At 63.3% G+C, this 18,843-nt stretch carries 16 protein-coding genes and 1 tRNA gene; all 17 read right to left on the reverse strand.

Features of this window, described 5'->3' with window-relative positions; all coding sequences use genetic code 11:
• Positions 1 to 2,628, reverse strand: coding sequence for a translation initiation factor IF-2 (gene infB, locus V6X30_RS05215; RefSeq protein WP_367983585.1), 2,628 nt, complete (start codon positions 2,626 to 2,628; stop codon positions 1 to 3).
• 31 nt (positions 2,629 to 2,659) lie between these two features.
• Positions 2,660 to 4,156 (reverse strand): transcription termination factor NusA, encoded by a 1,497-nt coding sequence (gene nusA / locus V6X30_RS05220; RefSeq protein ID WP_367983586.1) that lies wholly within the window; start codon positions 4,154 to 4,156, stop codon positions 2,660 to 2,662.
• Between the two features lie 34 nt (positions 4,157 to 4,190).
• Positions 4,191 to 4,643, reverse strand: coding sequence for a ribosome maturation factor RimP (gene rimP, locus V6X30_RS05225; RefSeq protein WP_367983587.1), 453 nt, complete (start codon positions 4,641 to 4,643; stop codon positions 4,191 to 4,193).
• Between the two features lie 125 nt (positions 4,644 to 4,768).
• A tRNA-Met gene (locus V6X30_RS05230) sits at positions 4,769 to 4,845 on the reverse strand.
• Positions 4,846 to 4,892: 47 nt separating this feature from the next.
• On the reverse strand, positions 4,893 to 5,219 hold the full coding sequence (locus tag V6X30_RS05235; protein ID WP_367983588.1) for a DUF2818 family protein: 327 nt from the start codon (positions 5,217 to 5,219) through the stop codon (positions 4,893 to 4,895).
• A 7-nt stretch (positions 5,220 to 5,226) separates the two neighbouring features.
• Positions 5,227 to 6,666, reverse strand: a complete 1,440-nt coding sequence (nuoN, locus tag V6X30_RS05240; protein ID WP_367983589.1) for an NADH-quinone oxidoreductase subunit NuoN — start codon at positions 6,664 to 6,666, stop codon at positions 5,227 to 5,229.
• Positions 6,667 to 6,687: 21 nt separating this feature from the next.
• Positions 6,688 to 8,199, reverse strand: a complete 1,512-nt coding sequence (locus tag V6X30_RS05245) for an NADH-quinone oxidoreductase subunit M (protein ID WP_367983590.1) — start codon at positions 8,197 to 8,199, stop codon at positions 6,688 to 6,690.
• 2 nt (positions 8,200 to 8,201) lie between these two features.
• Positions 8,202 to 10,178 carry an NADH-quinone oxidoreductase subunit L gene (gene nuoL / locus V6X30_RS05250; protein WP_367983591.1) on the reverse strand — a complete coding sequence of 659 codons (1,977 nt, stop codon included), beginning with the start codon at positions 10,176 to 10,178 and terminating at the stop codon, positions 8,202 to 8,204.
• A 3-nt stretch (positions 10,179 to 10,181) separates the two neighbouring features.
• Positions 10,182 to 10,487: an NADH-quinone oxidoreductase subunit NuoK gene (gene nuoK / locus V6X30_RS05255; RefSeq protein ID WP_367966933.1), complete on the reverse strand. Its 306-nt coding sequence runs from the start codon at positions 10,485 to 10,487 to the stop codon at positions 10,182 to 10,184.
• 17 nt (positions 10,488 to 10,504) lie between these two features.
• The gene (locus V6X30_RS05260; RefSeq protein WP_367984540.1) at positions 10,505 to 11,113 is read right to left on the reverse strand and encodes an NADH-quinone oxidoreductase subunit J; all 609 of its coding nucleotides are present in this window, start codon (positions 11,111 to 11,113) and stop codon (positions 10,505 to 10,507) included.
• A 26-nt stretch (positions 11,114 to 11,139) separates the two neighbouring features.
• Positions 11,140 to 11,628 (reverse strand): NADH-quinone oxidoreductase subunit NuoI, encoded by a 489-nt coding sequence (nuoI, locus tag V6X30_RS05265; RefSeq protein ID WP_367983592.1) that lies wholly within the window; start codon positions 11,626 to 11,628, stop codon positions 11,140 to 11,142.
• 14 nt (positions 11,629 to 11,642) lie between these two features.
• Positions 11,643 to 12,665, reverse strand: a complete 1,023-nt coding sequence (gene nuoH, locus V6X30_RS05270; protein WP_367983593.1) for an NADH-quinone oxidoreductase subunit NuoH — start codon at positions 12,663 to 12,665, stop codon at positions 11,643 to 11,645.
• Positions 12,662 to 15,076 (reverse strand): NADH-quinone oxidoreductase subunit NuoG, encoded by a 2,415-nt coding sequence (gene nuoG / locus V6X30_RS05275; protein ID WP_367983594.1) that lies wholly within the window; start codon positions 15,074 to 15,076, stop codon positions 12,662 to 12,664. Before nuoG ends, nuoH begins: the two co-directional genes overlap by 4 nt.
• The gene (nuoF, locus tag V6X30_RS05280; protein WP_367983595.1) at positions 15,073 to 16,350 is read right to left on the reverse strand and encodes an NADH-quinone oxidoreductase subunit NuoF; all 1,278 of its coding nucleotides are present in this window, start codon (positions 16,348 to 16,350) and stop codon (positions 15,073 to 15,075) included. The genes nuoG and nuoF overlap by 4 nt, the downstream gene beginning before the upstream one ends.
• Before the next feature lie 2 nt (positions 16,351 to 16,352).
• Positions 16,353 to 16,865, reverse strand: coding sequence for an NADH-quinone oxidoreductase subunit NuoE (gene nuoE, locus V6X30_RS05285; protein ID WP_367983596.1), 513 nt, complete (start codon positions 16,863 to 16,865; stop codon positions 16,353 to 16,355).
• The gene (locus tag V6X30_RS05290; protein ID WP_367983597.1) at positions 16,862 to 18,115 is read right to left on the reverse strand and encodes an NADH-quinone oxidoreductase subunit D; all 1,254 of its coding nucleotides are present in this window, start codon (positions 18,113 to 18,115) and stop codon (positions 16,862 to 16,864) included. Before V6X30_RS05290 ends, nuoE begins: the two co-directional genes overlap by 4 nt.
• Positions 18,108 to 18,839 carry an NADH-quinone oxidoreductase subunit C gene (locus V6X30_RS05295; protein ID WP_367983598.1) on the reverse strand — a complete coding sequence of 244 codons (732 nt, stop codon included), beginning with the start codon at positions 18,837 to 18,839 and terminating at the stop codon, positions 18,108 to 18,110. The genes V6X30_RS05290 and V6X30_RS05295 overlap by 8 nt, the downstream gene beginning before the upstream one ends.
• Between the last annotated feature and the right edge of the window lie 4 nt (positions 18,840 to 18,843).

Consider the following 18,843-nt stretch of genomic DNA (forward strand, 5'->3'; position numbering starts at 1 on the left):
CTACAGCGACCGCTCGATGGTCACGCGCTCATAGCATTCGATCTGGTCGCCGACCCGAACGTCGTTGTAGTTACGCACGCCGATACCGCACTCGGTACCGGACTGAACCTCGTTAACGTCGTCCTTGAACCGCCGCAACGACTCCAGATCGCCCTCAAAGACGACCACGTTGTCGCGCAGCACGCGGATCGGGTTACGCCGCCGGACCACGCCGTCCACCACCAGGCATCCGGCGATCTGGCCCAGCTGCGAGGACCGGAAGACATCGCGCACCTCAGCGGTGCCGATGATCTGCTCCTGCGTCTCCGGCTCCAGCATCCCGCTGATCGCACTTCTCAGCTGATCGATCGCGTCGTAGATGATGCTGTAGTAGTGCAGCTCGACCTCGTTTTCCTGGGCAAGCCGCCGTGCCTTGGCATCGGCACGGACGTTGAAACCGATCAGCAGCGCTTCAGAAGCCAGGGCCAGATTGACGTCAGACTCATTGATCGCACCAACGCCGGTGGCGACCGGGGTAATCCGGACTTCTTCATTGGAGAGGTTAGTGAGCGACTGCGTCAGCGCCTCCACGGACCCCTGGACATCGCCCTTGATGACCAGATTGACCGTCTTCACCTCCTGGTCCTGCATCTGCGAGAAGAGCTCGTCCATCCGGGCGGCCTTCTGCGCCTGCAGCCGTTTGTCGCGACTCTTCTCGCGGCGATGATCGGCCAGCTCCCGGGCCTTGCGCTCATCCTCGACCACCAGCACCTCGTCGCCGGCCTCCGGTAGCCCGGACAGGCCCAGGACAACAACCGGTGTCGACGGACCCGCCGTCTTCACTCGCTCGCCGCGCTCATCGAGCAGCGCCCGGACACGGCCGTATTCGGTTCCCGAGATGATCATGTCGCCCTGCTGAAGCACACCGTTCTGGACGAGAATGGTGGCGACCGGTCCACGGCCGCGGTCCAGGCTCGACTCAACCACGATGCCCGAGGCCGGGCAATCGCGGACGGCCTTGAGCTCGAGCAGCTCTGACTGCAGCGCCACCGCTTCCAGGAGCGCTTCCACGCCCTGGCCGGTCAGCGCCGAGCAGGGAATGAACTGGGTATCGCCGCCCCACTCTTCCGGAATGACTTCCCGTGCCGCCAGCTCGTTCTTGACCCGGTCCGGATCGGCATCCTCGCGGTCGATCTTGTTGACGGCCACCACAATGGGCACTCCGGCGGCCCGGGCGTGCTTGACCGCCTCTTCGGTCTGCGGCATGACGCCATCGTCGGCGGCCACCACGAGGATGACGACATCGGTGACCTGGGCGCCACGCGCCCGCATCGCCGTAAAGGCCTCATGGCCGGGCGTATCGAGGAAGGTCAGATCGCCCCCCTCGGTATTCACGCGATAGGCGCCGATGTGCTGAGTGATACCGCCTGCCTCGCCAGAAGCCACCTTGGCGCGGCGAATGAAATCCAACAGCGTGGTCTTGCCGTGGTCGACGTGACCCATGATGGTGACCACCGGCGAACGCGCCACCTCCTCACCAATCGGCTCTGCGGCCTGACCAAGCACTGCCTCTTCGAGGTCGTCCTCGCGCACAATGTGCGGGCGATGGCCCATCTCCTCGACGAGCAGAACAGCGGTATCCTGATCGATCGCCTGGTTGATGGTGGCCATCACGCCCTGCTTCATCATCTCCTTGATGAGATCGGCCGCCTTCACGCTCATGCGCTGCGCAAGTTCGCCCACCGTGATGGTTTCCGGCACCTGCACATCACGCACCACCGGCGCCGTCGGCTTCTCGAACTCCTGCTGCAGGGCGGAGCTGGCGGCGCCGGCCGCACCCCGACGTCGCGCCTGACGCCCCCCGGCCCCGGCCTTCTTGCGCGCCTTGCCCTTGCCGCGTGAAGCTTTGCGTGCGGCGCGCTCCTCGGCCTCGCGCTCGCGTTTGGCTTCGGCTTCGAGACGCTTGCGCTCCTTTTCGTCCTCGATTTCCTTCTTGCGTGCCGCCTCGGAATCCGCCTTCTGTTGTTCGGCCTCGATATCAGCAACCGTCTGCGCTTCGGCTTCGGCCTCCGGGGTCGCCGCGCCTTCCGACGCTGCTTCCTCGGCCACGGATTCCGCACCGGACGGCTCAGCCGCCGCAGCCTCTGCCTCCCGAGCGGCCGCTTCCTCGGCTTCCTGGCGCTGACGCTGGGCCTCGGCCTCGGCCGCCTGGCGACGGGCTTCTTCCGCCGCCTTCACATCGCGCTGCAAGGCGCGCTCAAGCACCTGGGCGTCCTGCTCCGCGGCCTCCGCCTCGACCACGCTCCGCTTGACGTAGGTGCGCTTCTTGCGCACCTCGACATTGACCGTCCGACCGGTCGCAGCCCGACTACCGCGGGCACTGCGCCGCTCCCCGCCACCGGCGGAAGGCATACGCAACTGGCTGTGGCTGCGCCGCTTGAGCGTAATCTGGGACGGCCCTTCCTCATCGGCCTCGTCCTTGCGCCCGTGAGTTGAGCGGATGTGATCGAGCAGAGCCGACTTATCCGACTCGGCAAACTCCGCATCCGGATCCTCGCAGGACAGCCCCGCCTCTCGCAGCTGAATCATCAGCCGGTCCAGGGGCACTCCGGTCTGCTCCGCAAAATCTCTGACCGTGCTCTGCGCCATATACAATTCCTCCGTCCCGGATCCTCCGGGCTTAGTCCTGGCCCTCGCCCTCCTCGGCGAACCAGGGCTCTCGAGCCTTCATGATCAGAGCGCCAGCGCGCTCTGCATCAAGACCCTCGATTTCAACCAGATCATCCACCGACTGCTCCGCGAGATCCTCCATGGTGCGGATACCCTGAGCAGCCAGATTCGCCGCCAGGCCCTCATCCATACCTTCCATGGCGAGCAGATCCTCAGCCGGGGCTTCCGCGGCGGCCGCCTCGGCCTCGCGCTCGGCCAGCACGTCGCGCGCGCGCTGGCGCAGCGCATTGACCAGGTCCTCGTCGAACCCTTCAATCTCCAGCAGCTCGACCACCGGCACGTACGCCACTTCCTCGAGGCTGGAGAATCCTTCCTCAACCAGCAACCCGGCCAGATCCTCGTCGGCATCCAGTTCACGAACGAACATGTCGACGAGCTCGGCCGCCTCGGCCTCGCTCTTAGCCTCCGCCTCGGCGGCGGTCATGACGTTGAGCTCCCAACCGGTCAGCTCACTCGCCAGGCGCACATTCTGACCGCCACGACCGATGGCCTGCGAAAGCTGCTCCTCGCCCACCGCGATATCCATGCTGTGCCGATCCTCGTCAACCACGATGGATTCCACCTCGGCCGGGGCCATGGCATTAATGACGAACTGCGCCGGATTCTCGTTCCAGAGAATGATGTCGATGCGCTCGCCAGAGAGTTCGTTGGACACGGCCTGAACCCGTGAGCCACGCATACCGACGCAGGCTCCTACCGGGTCGATGCGACTATCCAGTGCATTGACAGCGATTTTGGCACGAAGCCCGGGATCGCGCGCCGCGCCGAGAATCTCCAGCAGGTCCTGCCCCACCTCGGGCACCTCAAGCTTGAACAGCTCGACCAGGAACTCCGGGGCGGAGCGGCTGGAAAACAGCTGCGGCCCACGGGCCTCCTCCCGCACCTCGCGCAACCAGGCGCGCAGACGATCGCCGGGGCGCACCGCCTCGCGGGGAATCATATCCTCGCGGGGAATAAAGGCCTCGGCATTGCCACCGAGATCCAGGAATACGTTGCCGCGCTCAACACGCTTGACGATTCCCGTGATCAGCTCACCGACACGATCCCGGTAGGCTTCCACCACCTGGGCGCGCTCGGCGTCGCGGACCTTCTGGACGATCACCTGCTTGGCCGTCTGGGCGGCAATGCGGCCGAAATCCACCGACTCCATGGGCTCTTCGATGAACCCGCCGACCTCTATCGTCGGATCCGTCCCGCGTGCCTCGCTGATCGGGATCTGCTGGTCGGGAAATTCCAGCTCGTCATCATCCTCAACCACCTCCCAGCGTCGGAACGTCTCGTAATCGCCGGTGCGACGATCCACCGCGACACGCGCCGCGATCTCGCCTTCATGGCGCTTCTGCGTCGCCGAGGCGAGGGCCGCTTCGATCGCCTCGAAGATCACTTCCTGTTCGACGCCCTTCTCGTTGGCGATGGCGTCCACTACCAGCAGAATTTCCTTGCTCATCTTCTACCGTTCTCCGATTGCAATTCGCAGCCGCTCAAGGCTCCAGCTCAACGTGCGCGCGATCAATATCCGCCAGCGACACGACGGTCCGCTCACCCGACTCATCCACCACCACGCCGTCTTCTCTCAAGCCGATCAGCCGCCCATGTAGCTTGCGCCGCCCATTCATCAGCGTGCGCAGGCGGATGCGAATCCACTCGCCGACAAAACGCTCATAGTCCGATGTCTTGAAGATGGGACGATCGAGGCCGGGCGAAGAGACCTCAAGGAGATAATCGCCGGCGATCGGCTCTTCTACATCGAGCACACCGCTTACCTGGTGGCTGACGCGGGCGCAGTCGTCGACGTCGATCCCCTCGGGACCATCGATGAATACGCGCAGTACGCCCTGTTGTCGTCCCGGGTGGTATTCCACTCCGACGAACTCGTATCCGAGACCTTCGACGACGGGCTCCAGCAGATTGGTGACGCGTTCAGGCGCTTTCATGTCTATCTTGTCCGGTCCTGCCCGGAACAAAAAATGGGCCCGTGGCCCATTTCCATCGCCGGCTGCCGCGCAGGCGGCACCGGCAAAAAAAAAGGCCGCAAGCGGCCTTCTCGAAGATGCCTATTTGGTAGCGGGGGCAGGATTTGAACCTGCGACCTTCGGGTTATGAGCCCGACGAGCTACCGGACTGCTCCACCCCGCAACCGACAACGCACAGGATAGGGATCGAGCGGCTTTATTTCAAGGCCTTTATCGACGCTGCCGCTTCATCAGGCGACGCCGCAGGTCATGTCGGTAGACAAAGCCGGGCAAAGCAAAAGTGGCGAACAGCGACAACGCAATGACCCAGAACTCCCAGCCCTGAATCTGGAGCTGCCCCTGGGTCCGGTATTCCATGCCGGCGCCAACGAGGCCAACCACGAAGAAGAGGATCAGCCATTCCAGAAGCCGCACCCACTCCGGCTTGCCCCGGGATGGCGCCGGCCAGACGAAGGCGATGCGCTCGCTCGTCCAGGGCAGATTCGCCGCGAGCACTGCAATCAGCAACAGGACGATAATGGCGACGCCGGTCGTCATCGTTGACTCAGAGCCCGAATGCGGCCCGACAGATCTCGATCAACGTATCGGGGAACAGCCCGAGCAACAGCACAAGTCCCCCATTCGCCGCCACGACCACCCGGGGGCCTATCGGTGCCTCCAGCGGTGTGGGTGACTCCGCCCGGTCAAAGTAGACGGCCTTGAGAACCCGAAGATAATAAAAAGCCCCGATAACGGCGAAGATCACCGCGACTACAGCAAGCCAGATCATGCCGGAATCCACCAGCGCCTGCAGCACCAGCCACTTCGCGTAGAAACCCACGGTGCCCGGGATGCCCGTCATCGAGAACATCAACAGCAGCATGACCAGCGCGTAGCCGCTATGCCGGTCGTTCAGCCCGCGCATGTCATCGATCATCTCCGCCTCGAAGCCCTTCCGGGAGAGCAGGATGATCATTCCGAATCCGCCAGCCACCATGATGCCGTAGCTGATCGCGTAAAACAGCGCGGCGGCATAGCCCTCCTCAGTGCCGGCAATCAGACCGAGGAAGAGGAAACCGATATGAGAGATGGTGGAGTAGGCCAGCATCCGCTTGAAGTTGGTCTGCACCAGCGCGAAGAGATTACCCACGGCCAGCGAGCCGACGGCGAGGATAATCGCCATGACCTGCCACTGATCATGCAGCTGCCCCAGGCCGTCGGCGAGCAGACGCAGGAACAGAGCGAGCGCCGCAATCTTCGGCGCGCTGCCAAGGAACGCCGTCACCGCCGTCGGTGCGCCCTGGTAGACATCGGGAATCCACATATGGAAAGGGGCAGCGCCGAACTTGAAGGCGATACCAACCAGTGCGAAGGTCATCCCGAACGCCATCAGCAGCAGGTTATCGCCAGCCGCCGCCCTCGTCGCGATGTCATCGATCAACAGGCTGCCTGAGGCGCCGTAGATCATCGACATGCCGTAGAGGAGCATGCCGGAGGACAGCGCGCCGAGCACGAAGTACTTCATCGCCGCTTCGGCGCCGATCCGGCTGTCGCGGTCGAAGGCGACCATCGCATACAGACTCAGCGAGAGAAGCTCGAGGCCGACGTAGAGCACCAGCAGGCTGCTCGCGGACGCCATGACGAACATGCCCAGCGTCGCAATCAGCGCGAGCATGTAGAACTCGCCCTTGAGCAGATCGCGCTGACGCAGGTAATCCCGACTGTATCCCAGCGTGACCGCGGCAAGGCCGGCAATCGCCACTTTCAGCACAGCGGCCAGGCTGTCGCTGACATACATCCCATTGAAGGTGATCTCACGGTCGCCGCCCCAGTGCGTGGATACAGCCAGCCAGATCGCCACCAGCAGGGTGGCCTGGGTCAGGAAAAAGGCGATCCGGCCCTCCTGGCTGCGATCGAAAAGATCCGCAATGAGCACGACACAAACCATGACCCCGAGCCAGATCTCCGGGGCGGCCAGTGCGAATTGGGGCATCTCGAAATTCATCATCGTCCTCGGGCCAGGGTGCTAGAGGGTCGGCACCACGATTCGGAAGAGCGCATCCAGCGACGGCGCCATGACATCGATCAACGGTGCCGGATAGATGCCGAAAAAGAGCACCACCGCGGCGAGGCTTCCCAGCAGAAGGCGCTCGCGGGGGCTGACGTCCTGCAACTCGTCGACCGCCTCGCTTTTGACCTCTCCATAAACGACCCGCTTGATCATCCAGAGGCTGTAGGCCGCCCCAAGAATGAGGGTCAGCCCCGCGATCGCGGCATACCAGAATCCCGCCTGGAAACTGGCCAGAATCACCATGAACTCCCCCACGAATCCGGAGGTGCCGGGCAGACCTGCATTGGCCATGGCGAAGAGCACGAAGAACCCGGCAAATACCGGCATGCGGTTGGCAACACCGCCATAATCGGCGATCCGCCGAGTGTGCATACGGTCATAGAGGACACCCACGCACAGGAACATCGCCGCGGAGACGAAACCATGCGAGATCATCTGAACCATCCCGCCCTCAAGCGCCATGAGCGCACCGTCCCGGCTACCGCTACCGGCGAGGATGCGGAAGATCAGGAAGAACGCCAGGGTGACAAAGCCCATGTGCGCGATGGATGAGTAGGCAATGAGCTTCTTGAGATCCTCCTGGACCATCGCCACCAGCCCGATGTAGACCACGGCGATGAGGGACAGGCCGATCAGGAGCCAGTCCAGCGCCATGCTCGCCTCGGGCGTAATGGGCAGGCTGAAGCGGAGGAAACCATAGCCGCCGATCTTCAGGGTGATCGCCGCGAGGATGACCGAGCCCCCGGTCGGCGCCTCGACGTGGGCGTCCGGTAGCCAGGTATGCACCGGAAACATCGGTACCTTGACCGCAAAGGCCGCCAGGAACGCAAGGAAGACCAGCGTCTGTGTCGCCAGTGGAAGCTGCAGTCCATAGAAATCCTGGATCGCGAAGCTACCCGCCTCGGTGCGCAGATAGATCAGCGCAACCAGCATCATCACCGAACCAAGGAAGGTATACAGGAAGAACTTGAGGGTCGCGTAGATCCGGTTCGGGCCGCCCCAGATTCCGATGATCAGGAACATCGGAATCAGCATGGCCTCGAAGAACACGTAGAACAGGATGGCATCCAGCGCGCTGAACACGCCGATCATGATGCCCTCCATAATGAGGAATGCCGCAAGATACTGGGCCGGCTTGTAACGCACGACCTCCCAGGCCGCCACGACCACCAGCAGCGTGGAGAACGCGGTCAGCACGACCAGCGGCATGGAAATGCCGTCAACCCCCAGGTAGTAATCGATTCCGAACGCCTGGATCCAGGGGGTACGCTCAATAAACTGCATCCCCGCGACGCCGACCTCGAAGCCGACCCAGAGCGCCAGGGCAAGCACGAAGACCAGCGCTGCCACTGCCAGTGCCGACCAGCGGGCCCGATCGGCATCCGCCCTGCCGAGGACGAGCACACCCGCCCCGCCGACGATCGGCAACCAGATCAACAGGCTCAGTAAGGGCCAACCTTCAAACATGTTCAGAACCATCCCCGCCAGCTACCCACGAACACCGTCAGCAGCAGCAGGAGGCCGACGATCATCGCAAAGGCATAGTGATACAGATATCCGGACTGGGCACCGCGCAGCACCGCCGCCATTCGGCCGATGGTGCGCGCCGTCCCGTTGACGAGCACGCCGTCGATGATGCCCTGATCACCGCCCCGCCAGAGGATACGGCCGACGAGTCGACCGCCACCGGCGAACACGGTGTTGTAGAGGTCATCGAAACCGTACTTGCGCTGCAACACCCGAACCACCACCGCAAAGCGCGCGTTGATGGCGGGCAGCAGATCCGGGCGACGGAGATAGAGGAACCAGGCGGTCACGGCACCGGCCACGGCAAGCCAGAACGCCGGGTTGACCGCGGCATGGAGACCGAATGCGAATGGTCCGTGGAACTTCTCCGCCAGCTTAACGAGGACATCGTTGGCTGGCGCGACATGGATGGAGTCAGCAAAGAAACCGCCGAACAGAAGCGGCTGAATGGTGAAGTAGCCAATGAGCGCCGCCGGTACCGCCAGCGCCACGAGCGGCCATTCCATCACCGGCAGCACGTAGCGTGGCAGATGTTTCATATGCTCCTTGGCATGCGGATCAATGCGCTCTTCCCCCCAGAACACCATGAAATACAGCCGGAAGCTGTAGAGCGCCGTCACGAACACACTGAGCAGCACGGCCCAGTAGGCGAAAACCGCTCCGGCCCGATCGGAGAGGTGCACCGCCTCGATGATCGCATCCTTGGAGTAGTAACCGGAGAAGAACGGCGTGCCCACCAGCGAGAGCGTCGCCAGCAGCATGGTGATATGCGTGATGGGCATGTAGCGGCGCATGTTGCCCATCCGGCGCATGTCCTGCTCATGATGCAGCGCCACGATAATCGCGCCTGCGCCCAGGAACAGCAGCGCCTTGAAGAAGGCGTGGGTCATGACGTGGAACACGCCCGCCGCGTACGCCGAGGCGCCGAGGCCGACGAACATGTAACCGAGCTGCGACAGCGTTGAGTAGGCGATCACCCGCTTGATATCGTTCTGGACCAGACCGACCAGCCCCATGAAGAATGCGGTGATCGCTCCCAGCACCAGCACCACCGAGAGGGCCGTATCGGAGAGTTCGAACAGCGGCGACATGCGCGCCACGAGGAAGATGCCCGCGGTGACCATGGTGGCGGCATGAATGAGCGCCGAGATCGGTGTCGGACCCTCCATGGAGTCCGGCAGCCAGACATGGAGTGGCACCTGCGCCGATTTACCCATGGCGCCAATGAACAGCAGGATGGCGGCGACCGTGGCCACCAGTGCTTCCGTACCAAACAGCGTCATGGTCTGGTCGGGTGCCGCCGCGGCGGCCGTGAAGACCTCGGCGTAGTCCAGGCTGCCGTAGTACATCAGTACCGCGGCAATGCCCAGCAGAAAACCAAAGTCGCCCACCCGGTTGACGAGGAAGGCCTTCAGGTTGGCGAAGATGGCCGTTTCCTTGCGATACCAGAAGCCGATCAGCAGATAAGAGACCAGCCCCACCGCTTCCCAGCCGAAGAACAGCTGCAGAAAGTTGTTCGCCATGACCAGCATCAGCATGGCGAAGGTGAACAGGTTGAGGTAGCTGAAGAAGCGCTGGTAGCCGGCGTCGTCGTGCATGTAACCAATGGTGTAGACATGGACCGCCAGCGAGACACTGGTCACGACCACCATCATCAACGCGGTCAGCCGGTCGACCAGGAAGCCGACCTCCATGTTCAGTCCGCCGACGACGGCCCACTGGTAGATGGTCTCGTTGTATGGCCCGACACCGCCCCAGAGATGCTGATAGAAAACCCAGAGGGACAGCAGTGCCGATACCGCCACGGCGCCCACCGTGATGCGATGGGCATTGGCCCGCCCGATCCGGGCACCGGCAAGCCCCGACACGGCGGCACCGAACAGGGGCGCGAGGACAATGAGTAGATAGATCGTCTTCATCTCCTATCCCCGCATACTGTCCAGATCGCCCACATTGATGGTGTTCCGGTTGCGGAACAGCACCACGAGAATGGCGAGGCCGATGGCCGATTCCGCCGCAGCAACCGTGAGTATGAAGAACACGAAAACCTGACCGTGGATGTCGCCGAGGAAATGCGAGAAGGCGATGAAGTTGAAGTTCACCGCAAGCAGGATCAGCTCGATGGACATGAGCAGGACGATGGCATTCTTTCGGTTGAGAAAGATGCCCGCCATGCCGATGGAAAACAGCAGTGCGCTGAGAACCAGATAGTCGGAGAGCGCTAACATGAATGCCCCGGTTGTTGTTATGAGTCGGTTTCGCGTTCGCTCGGCATCTGCACAAGGCGCAGGCGGTCGGCCTTGCGGGTGCGGACCTGTGCCGAGATATCCTGGTGCTTGGTTCCCGCTCGACGGCGATGCGTGAGCATGATCGCGGCGATGATGGCCAGTAGCAGGACGATCGCCGCGAGCTCGAACGGATAGACGTAAACCGTGTAGAGGACACTGCCCAGCAGTCGTATGTTGTTCGACTCAGCGGCGCCCCCTGCCGCCTCCGCGGGTGGCCCGCCGATATCGACCACGCCGGCACCGATCACCAGCAGCATCTCCAGCACCATGACGAGGCCCACCAACGCGCCAATGGGCAGATAGCGCGCGAAGCCCTCCCGCATCACCGACAGATTGATATCAAGCATCATCACCACGAACAGGAACAGCACCATGACCGCGCCGACGTAGACCAGAATCAGCGCAATGCCCAGGAACTCCGCTTCCGCCAGCAGCCATAGCGCCGCACTGGTGAAAAACGCCAGCACCAGCGCGAGTGCCGAGTGCACCGGATTACGCGAGGTAATCACCAGTGTCGCCGCGAGCAGCAGGATCGCTGCGAAGACGTAGAAGATGACTTTTTCGATCACGTGCTGCCCCCAGCCCCCTGCGCTTACCGGTACGGCGCGTCTGCTGCCCGATCCTCGGCCAGCTGCGCCTCGTACTTCTCGCCCAGCGCCAGGAGCTCATCCTTGGGAATGATCTGCTCACCACGCCGCTCGAAATGATATTCGTGGATCCGCGTCTCGACGATCGAGTCCACCGGGCAGGACTCCTCGCAGAAACCGCAGTAGATGCACTTGAACAGGTCGATGTCGTATCGCGTGGTGCGGCGGGTGCCGTCCTCGCGTTGCTCCGACTCGATGGTGATCGCGAGCGCGGGACAGACCGCCTCGCAGAGTTTGCAGGCGATGCAGCGCTCCTCGCCATTGGGATAGCGACGCAGCGCATGAAGCCCGCGGAAGCGCGGCGACTGCGGCGCCTTCTCTTCCGGATACTCAAGCGTGTATTTCGACTCGAACAGATGCCGCCCGGTAAGCCGCATACCCTTGAGCAGCTCGGTGAGCATGAACGTGCCGAAGAATTCCTTAACTGCCTGCATCGTCAATTACCTGCTCATGAAAACCATGGTCCGATTTCGGCCAGAATCATGCCTGCCACGACAATCAGCCATACCACTGTAACGGGGATCAGCACCTTCCAGCCGAGGCGCATGATCTGGTCATAGCGATATCGAGGGAAAGTGCCCCGGAACCAGATGTAGAGAAACAGGAAAAAACAGACCTTGAGTGCGAACCAGACGAGCCCCGGCACCCAGCTGAACAGCGGGCCCAGAAGCGGGATCCCGTGAAATGGCGAATACCAACCACCAAGGAACATGATCGCCGCCAGACCGGAGATCAGGATCATGTTCGCGTACTCGGCGAGGAAGAAAATCGCAAACGCCATGCCCGAGTATTCGACGTGGAAGCCGGCGACGATCTCGGATTCACCTTCCGCCACGTCGAATGGCAATCGGTTGGTCTCTGCCACCCCGGAAATCCAATAGACGATGAACAGCGGCAGCAGCGGCAGCCAGAACCAGTTCCAGATCGGCCCTTCCTGGGCCCGGACGATGTCGCCCATGTTGAGGCTGCCAGCGGCCATCAAGACGCCCACTAGCGCAAAACCCATGGCGATTTCGTAGGAAACCACCTGCGCCCCGGCCCGAAGTGCACCGAGGAGCGCATATTTCGAGTTGGAGGCCCAGCCCGCCAGGATGATCCCGTAGACGCCCATCGACGTCATCGCCAGGACGTAGAGCAGGCCGGCGTTGATGTCGGCGATCACCAGCCCATCGCCCACTGGCAGGACCGCCCATGCCGCGAGCGCGGGCATGATCGAGAGCATGGGCGCCAGCACAAAGAGGAAGCGGTTGGCGTTCTGCGGCAGCACGACTTCCTTCATGAGCAGCTTGAGCGCGTCGGCGATGGGCTGCAGCAGCCCGTGCCATCCAACCCGGTTCGGACCGCGGCGCAGCTGCATGGAACTGATGACCTTGCGCTCGGCGTAGGTCATGTAGGCCACCGCCACGAACAGCGGCACGATGAGTGCCACGATCTTGGCCACGATCCAGCTGAGTTCGATCAATGCGCTCATGCACTGTCTCCGGAGGCGCTGACTTCCACCGGCCCGATCAGCGCGCCGAGTCCCTCGCTGCCTGCAACACCCGCGGGGATCCACACACTGCCCGCCGGCACCGCCTCGCTGAGCTCGAGCGGCATGGAACGGGTGACGCCCCCCTGGGTGACGCGCACCTGCCCGGTGGAGTCCAGCCGCAGGCGCGCCGCATCACTCGGGTTCATGGTTGCCGTGACCGGCGCGGCATGGTCGGTGGCCTGCAGCGAGTCGGCATGGCGGGTGAGCGGATCGACTCCGAACATCGCCGCCTGCCCGATCCGCATCAGCTCCGTCTCGGTGATCGGCGAGGCCTTCACGGGGTTCGTGGGTCGACCGGCGACAACCTCACCGGCGATCGACTGGACCTCATGATGAATCTCATCCGGTGCCTGATACTCGAAGCCGTCGAGCTCAAGCACGTTGGCGAGCACACGCAGGAGCCGCCAGGCGGGCCTTGCCTCACCCTGCGGCTGACCGACTCCGGCGAAGGTCTGCCAGCGCCCCTCGGCGTTGACCAGCGTTCCCGCCGTCTCCCCCAGTGCCGCGATGGGCAGCAGGACGTCGGCGTTCTGCCGCAGCGCCGGCGAATCATGAGTCGCCAGTGCGATCACCGTCTCCGCCGCGCCCAATGCCCTGGTGGCCGCCGCCGCATCAATCAGATCGTGCTCCGGCTCGATGCCCATGAGCAGGTAGGCCTTGCGCGGGTCCGCCACCATGGCGGCCGCGTCCAGCCCGGCCGCAGCCGCGCCATCGACACGGCGCCCGGGCAATGCCCCGGCGAGCCACGCGCCCGCCGCATTGGCGCCATTGGTGAGCTCGCCATAGGCGGCTCCCGTCATTCCAGTGATCACAGCCGCCAGGTGACGCAGCTCCGCCCCCGCGGGATGCGCCTCGGCCAGGCCGCCAAGCAGCACGGCACACCGTCCTTCTCCGCAGAGGCCGGCCGCGATGGCTTGCGCCTCGGCCCCGGGCGCCTCGTCGCCGAGCCAACCGGCAATCTCTTCCGGCTCGTCGACCCCCTTGCCTCGGGCAACCGCTCGGGCGACAGCGGCGAGTGCCGCCGGCATCTGTGCTGCCGTTACCACCTGCTCGGCCGCCAGATCGATATTCCAGTCAAACGCGCGGGGGTTGAGCGCCATGATCCGGCCACCGGCTTTCGCCGCCTTGCGCAGGCGGTGGTTGATCAGCGGCTGCTCATGGCGGGGGTATGCGCCGATGACGAGCGCGGCATCAAGCTGCTCAAGGTCGGCCACCGGCATCTGCAGGCCCGGGTATCCCGTGGCTTCGACGCCGTCGCGGAAATCAGCCCGACGCAGCCGGCTGTCGATGTTGTCACTACCAAGTGCCCGCATGATCCGCCCGAGGAGGTACATTTCCTCCAGGGTGGAGGATGGCGAGAGCAATGCCCCGAGGGCCTCCGGGCCGTGCTGGTCAACGACCTCGCGCAGCGCGTTGGCAACTTTCTCGATAGCGGTCTGCCAGTCGACACTGTGCCATTCGCCATTCTCCCGAATCTGCGGCGAGAGGAGGCGCTCGGCGCTGTAGACGCCCTCGTAGGAGAATCGGTCCCGATCGCTGATCCAGCACTCGTTGACCGCCTCATTGTCCCGCGGGACGACCCGCTTGATCGTACCCCGGACCTGATGGAGATCGATGTTGGAGCCGAGGCAGTCATGCGGCGCAATGCTCGCATGGCTGAGCATTTCCCAGGCCCGGGCGGTGAAGCGGTACGGCCGCGAGGTCAGCGCACCCACCGGACACAGATCGATGATGTTGCCGGAGAGCTCGGAGTGCACGCCGCTGCCCACCAGCGTACTGATCTCGGTGTGTTCACCGCGGTACATGGCGCCGAGCTCCGAGGTGCCGGCGATCTCGTCGAGGAAACGGACACAGCGCGTGCAGTGAATGCAGCGGGTCATCTCGGTGGCCACCAACGGGCCCAGGTTCTCGTCCTTGACCACCCGCTTACGCTCCACGAAACGCGACACGCTCCGCCCATATCCAAGGGCGAGGTCCTGCAGTTCGCACTCCCCGCCCTGATCACAGATCGGGCAGTCGAGCGGGTGGTTGATGAGCAGGAATTCCATGACACCGCGCTGCGCCTTGAGGGCGCGCTCGGAGGTCGTCCGCACCACCATGCCATCGGCCACCGCCGTGATGCAGGCAGGCAGCGGCTTTGGCGCCGGCCGGCCGTTCATCTCGACATCCACCAGACACATGCGGCAGTTCGCCGGTGCGGAGAGTTTGCTGTGATAGCAGAATCGCGGGATGTCGATGCCGTGCTCGTCGGCGACTGCGATCAGCGAAGCGCCCTTCGGCGCCTCGATTTCCTGCCCGTCAATGGTGACGCTCACCGTCTCCGGGTTCTGGGTCTCGACTTCTGCGCTCATGCCGCTGCCTCGACGATGGATCGCTTGTGTTCGATGTAATACTCGAACTCGTGGCGCCAGTGCTTGAGCACGCCCTGCACCGGCCAGGCCGCCGCCTCACCGAAGGCACAGATGGTATGCCCGGCGATCTGGCCCGCCGCGGAATCCAGCAACTCCAGATCTTCCGGGCGACCATGGCCTTCATAGATGCGCTTGATCACCCGGTACATCCAGCCTGTGCCCTCGCGGCAGGGCGTGCACTGCCCGCAGGACTCGGCGTAGTAGAAGCGGCTGATGCGCAGCAGCGCCTGAACCATATCCGTCGTCTCATCCATGATAACTACGCCGCCCGAGCCGAGCGCAGAGCCCGCCTCCATCAATGCGTCATAGTCCATGGTGAGCTCCATCATCTGATCGCCCGGGATCATCGGCATTGACGAACCGCCGGGGATCACTGCCTTGAGCCTGCGGCCCTTCCAGACGCCGCCCGCCATTTCCAGGAGGTCGCGGAACGGGGTACCCAGCGAGATCTCGAAGTTGCCCGGCTTCTCGACATGGCCGGAGACGGAGAAGATTTTCATCCCGCCGTTGTTCGGCTTGCCCAGCTCGAGGAACCAGTCCGCACCATTGCGAATGATCGCCGGGACGGAAGCGATCGTCTCGGTATTGTTGATCGTCGTGGGCCGACCGTAGACACCCGCCTGGGCCGGGAATGGCGGCTTGTTGCGCGGCATCCCCTTCTTGCCCTCGAGGGACTCCATCAGCGCCGATTCCTCGCCGCAGATGTAGGCGCCGGCGCCGATGTAGTTCTGGATCTCGTAATCAAACCCGGAGCCGAGGATATCCTTGCCCAGATACCCTGCCTCGCGCGCCTCCCGGACCGCCTGCTCCATGCGGGAGAAGGGCTCTTTCATGAACTCGCCGCGCATGTAGTTAAACCCGGTGGTGGCACCCATCGCGTACCCGGCGATGATCATTCCCTCGACCAGCGCATGCGGGTTGTAGCGCAGGATGTCACGGTCCTTGCAGGTACCCGGTTCCGACTCGTCGGAGTTGCACAGGAGGTACTTCGGACCCGGGGCATTGCGCGGCATGAAGCTCCATTTCATTCCCGCCGGGAAGCCGGCACCACCCCGCCCGCGCAGATTGGCCGATTTGATCGTCTCGATGATGTCCTCCTGGCTCATGCCATCCCGGAGGACTTTTTCCAGCGCCTGGTAACCACCGGTCGCCCGATAGTTCTCAAGGGTCCAGGGCTCATCGAATTGCAGGGTCGTGTAGCAGACGTTGGTCATGACTACTCCAGCTCGTCGAGAATTCGGTCGATTTTCTCGGGCGTGAGGTCGGTGTAATACTCCTCGTCCACGAGCATCATGGGCGCGCCGGCGCAGGCCGCCAGGCACTCTTCCTCTCGCTTGAGGGTAATGCGCCCGTCAGCGGTGGTCTCGCCCAGGCTGATTCCCAGCTTTTTCTCCACATGCTCGACGATCTCGTCGGAGCCGCGGAGCATGCAGGAAATGTTGGTACAGATATTGACCTTGTGGCGGCCGGTGGGCTTGACGTCGAACATGCCATAGAAGGTGGCCACCTCGTAGACCCGTGCCGGCGGCATGCCGAGATAGTCAGCCACTGCATCCATCCGAGCCGGTGGCAGCCATCCTCCACTGTTGTGCTGAACTACGTGAAGCGCCGGAATCACCGCGGAGCGACGCCCTTCCGCATTGTCGGGGAAGCGACCGAGCCACTGATCGATTTCCTCGCGCTCGGCATCCGTCAGTCCGGCCTCAACCTGGTTTTCGGCGCTGCTCACCGATCCACCTCCCCGAATACGATATCCATGGTTCCCATCACCGTCACCACATCGGCCAGCATATGACCGCGGACCATTTCGTCCATGGCCGCCATGTGTGCGAACCCCGGGGCGCGCAGTTTGAGCCGATACGGCTTATTGGCGCCGTCGGAGACGATGTAGGCGCCGAACTCGCCCTTGGGTGCCTCGATCGAGGCATAGACCTCGCCCGGTGGCGTGCAGTAACCCTCGGTGAAGAGCTTGAAGTGATGAATCAGCGATTCCATGTCATCCTTCATTTCCTCACGACTCGGCGGCACGACCTTGTGGTCGCTGAGCATCACCGGCCCGCCGTTGCGACGCAGCCATTCGATGCACTGCCGGATGATGCGGACCGACTGCCGGAGCTCTTCCATGCGGACCAGGTAGCGATCGTAGCAATCCCCGCTAGTGCCCACTGGAATGTCGAAGTCCATCCGGTCATAGACCTCGTAGGGCTGCTTGCGTCGCAGATCCCATTCAATTCCCGAGCCACGGAGCATCGGACCAGTGAAGCCGAGCTGAAGCGCCCGCTCCGGCGATACGATCGCCACGTCCACCAGGCGCTGCTTCCAGATCCGGTTATCGGTGAGCAGCGTCTCGATTTCCTCGATCGTGCCCACAAAACGGTCGCAGAAGGCCTCGATGAAGTCGAGCATGCTGCCTTCGCGATCGGCGTTCATGCGCTTGAGTTCCTTGTCGTTGCGGAACTCCGACTCGCGGTATTTCGGCATGCGCTCCGGCAGGTCGCGGTAGACGCCACCAGGCCGGTAGTAGGTCGCGTGCATACGCGCGCCGCTGACCGCCTCATAGCAGTCCATCAGTTCCTCACGCTCCTTGAACGCGTAGAGGAACACCGTCATGGCGCCCACATCGAGACCATGGGCCCCGATCCAGAGCAGATGATTCAGGATCCGGGTGATTTCGTCGAACATCACGCGGATGTACTGCGCCCGCTCCGGTGGCTTGATGCCGAGCAGTTTCTCAATGGCGAGCACGTAGGCATGCTCGTTACACATCATTGAGACGTAATCCAGCCGATCCATGTAGCCGATGCTCTGATTGAACGGCTTGGTCTCGGCGAGTTTTTCCGTGGCGCGGTGCAGGAGGCCAATATGCGGGTCGGCATGCCGCACGACCTCGCCATCCATCTCCAGCACCAGTCGCAGCACGCCATGGGCCGCCGGATGCTGCGGCCCGAAATTGACCGTGTAGCTACTGATCTCAGGCATCAGATGCCTCCTGCGTCGCCGGATCGGTATAGCGGTTGTCGTCACGGATCACCCGCGGCACCAGGACACGCGGCTCGATCGAGACGGGCTCATAGACCACGCGCCCCCGGTTCTCGTCGTAACGCACTTCGACATTGCCGATCAGCGGGAAATCCTTGCGGAAGGGATGCCCGACAAATCCGTAATCGGTCAGTATGCGGCGCAGATCCGGATGGCCGTTGAACAGGATGCCGAAGAGATCAAAAGCCTCCCGCTCCTGCCAGTTGGCCGATGCCCAGAGGGGCACGATGGAGTCGAGCATGGGCAGATCGTCATCGGCTGCGTAGCAGCGGACACGGACGCGATGGTTGTGCCGCACGGAGAGCAGCTGATAGACCGCAGCGAAACGACGGCCAGTGTTGCTCTCGATGGGCTGCACGCCATAGATCCCGGTCAGACCCAGACGGCCCGTGGTAAAGCCGTCTACCCCCCGGCTGAAGCCGGTATTGGTCGCTTCATCGGTGATCCACTCGTCCTGACCGTAGGCGGCGTAATCCACCCCGGCGATATCCAGAAGCTGGTCAAACGCCAGCAGCTCACTGTCGCGCAGCTGCTCCAGCGCCCGGTAGAGGTGATCGGGCGCCACCTCGACTTCGGCTTCCCCGTACTCGCAGCGGCTGTCGACGATCCATTCACCCAGGGCGGAACGCACCTGCTCCAAGACTTTCTCTGGCGACCTGGCCATGGCC

The sequence above is a fragment of the Spiribacter sp. 1M189 genome (assembly GCF_040838345.1).
GTDB lineage: Bacteria > Pseudomonadota > Gammaproteobacteria > Nitrococcales > Nitrococcaceae > Spiribacter > Spiribacter insolitus.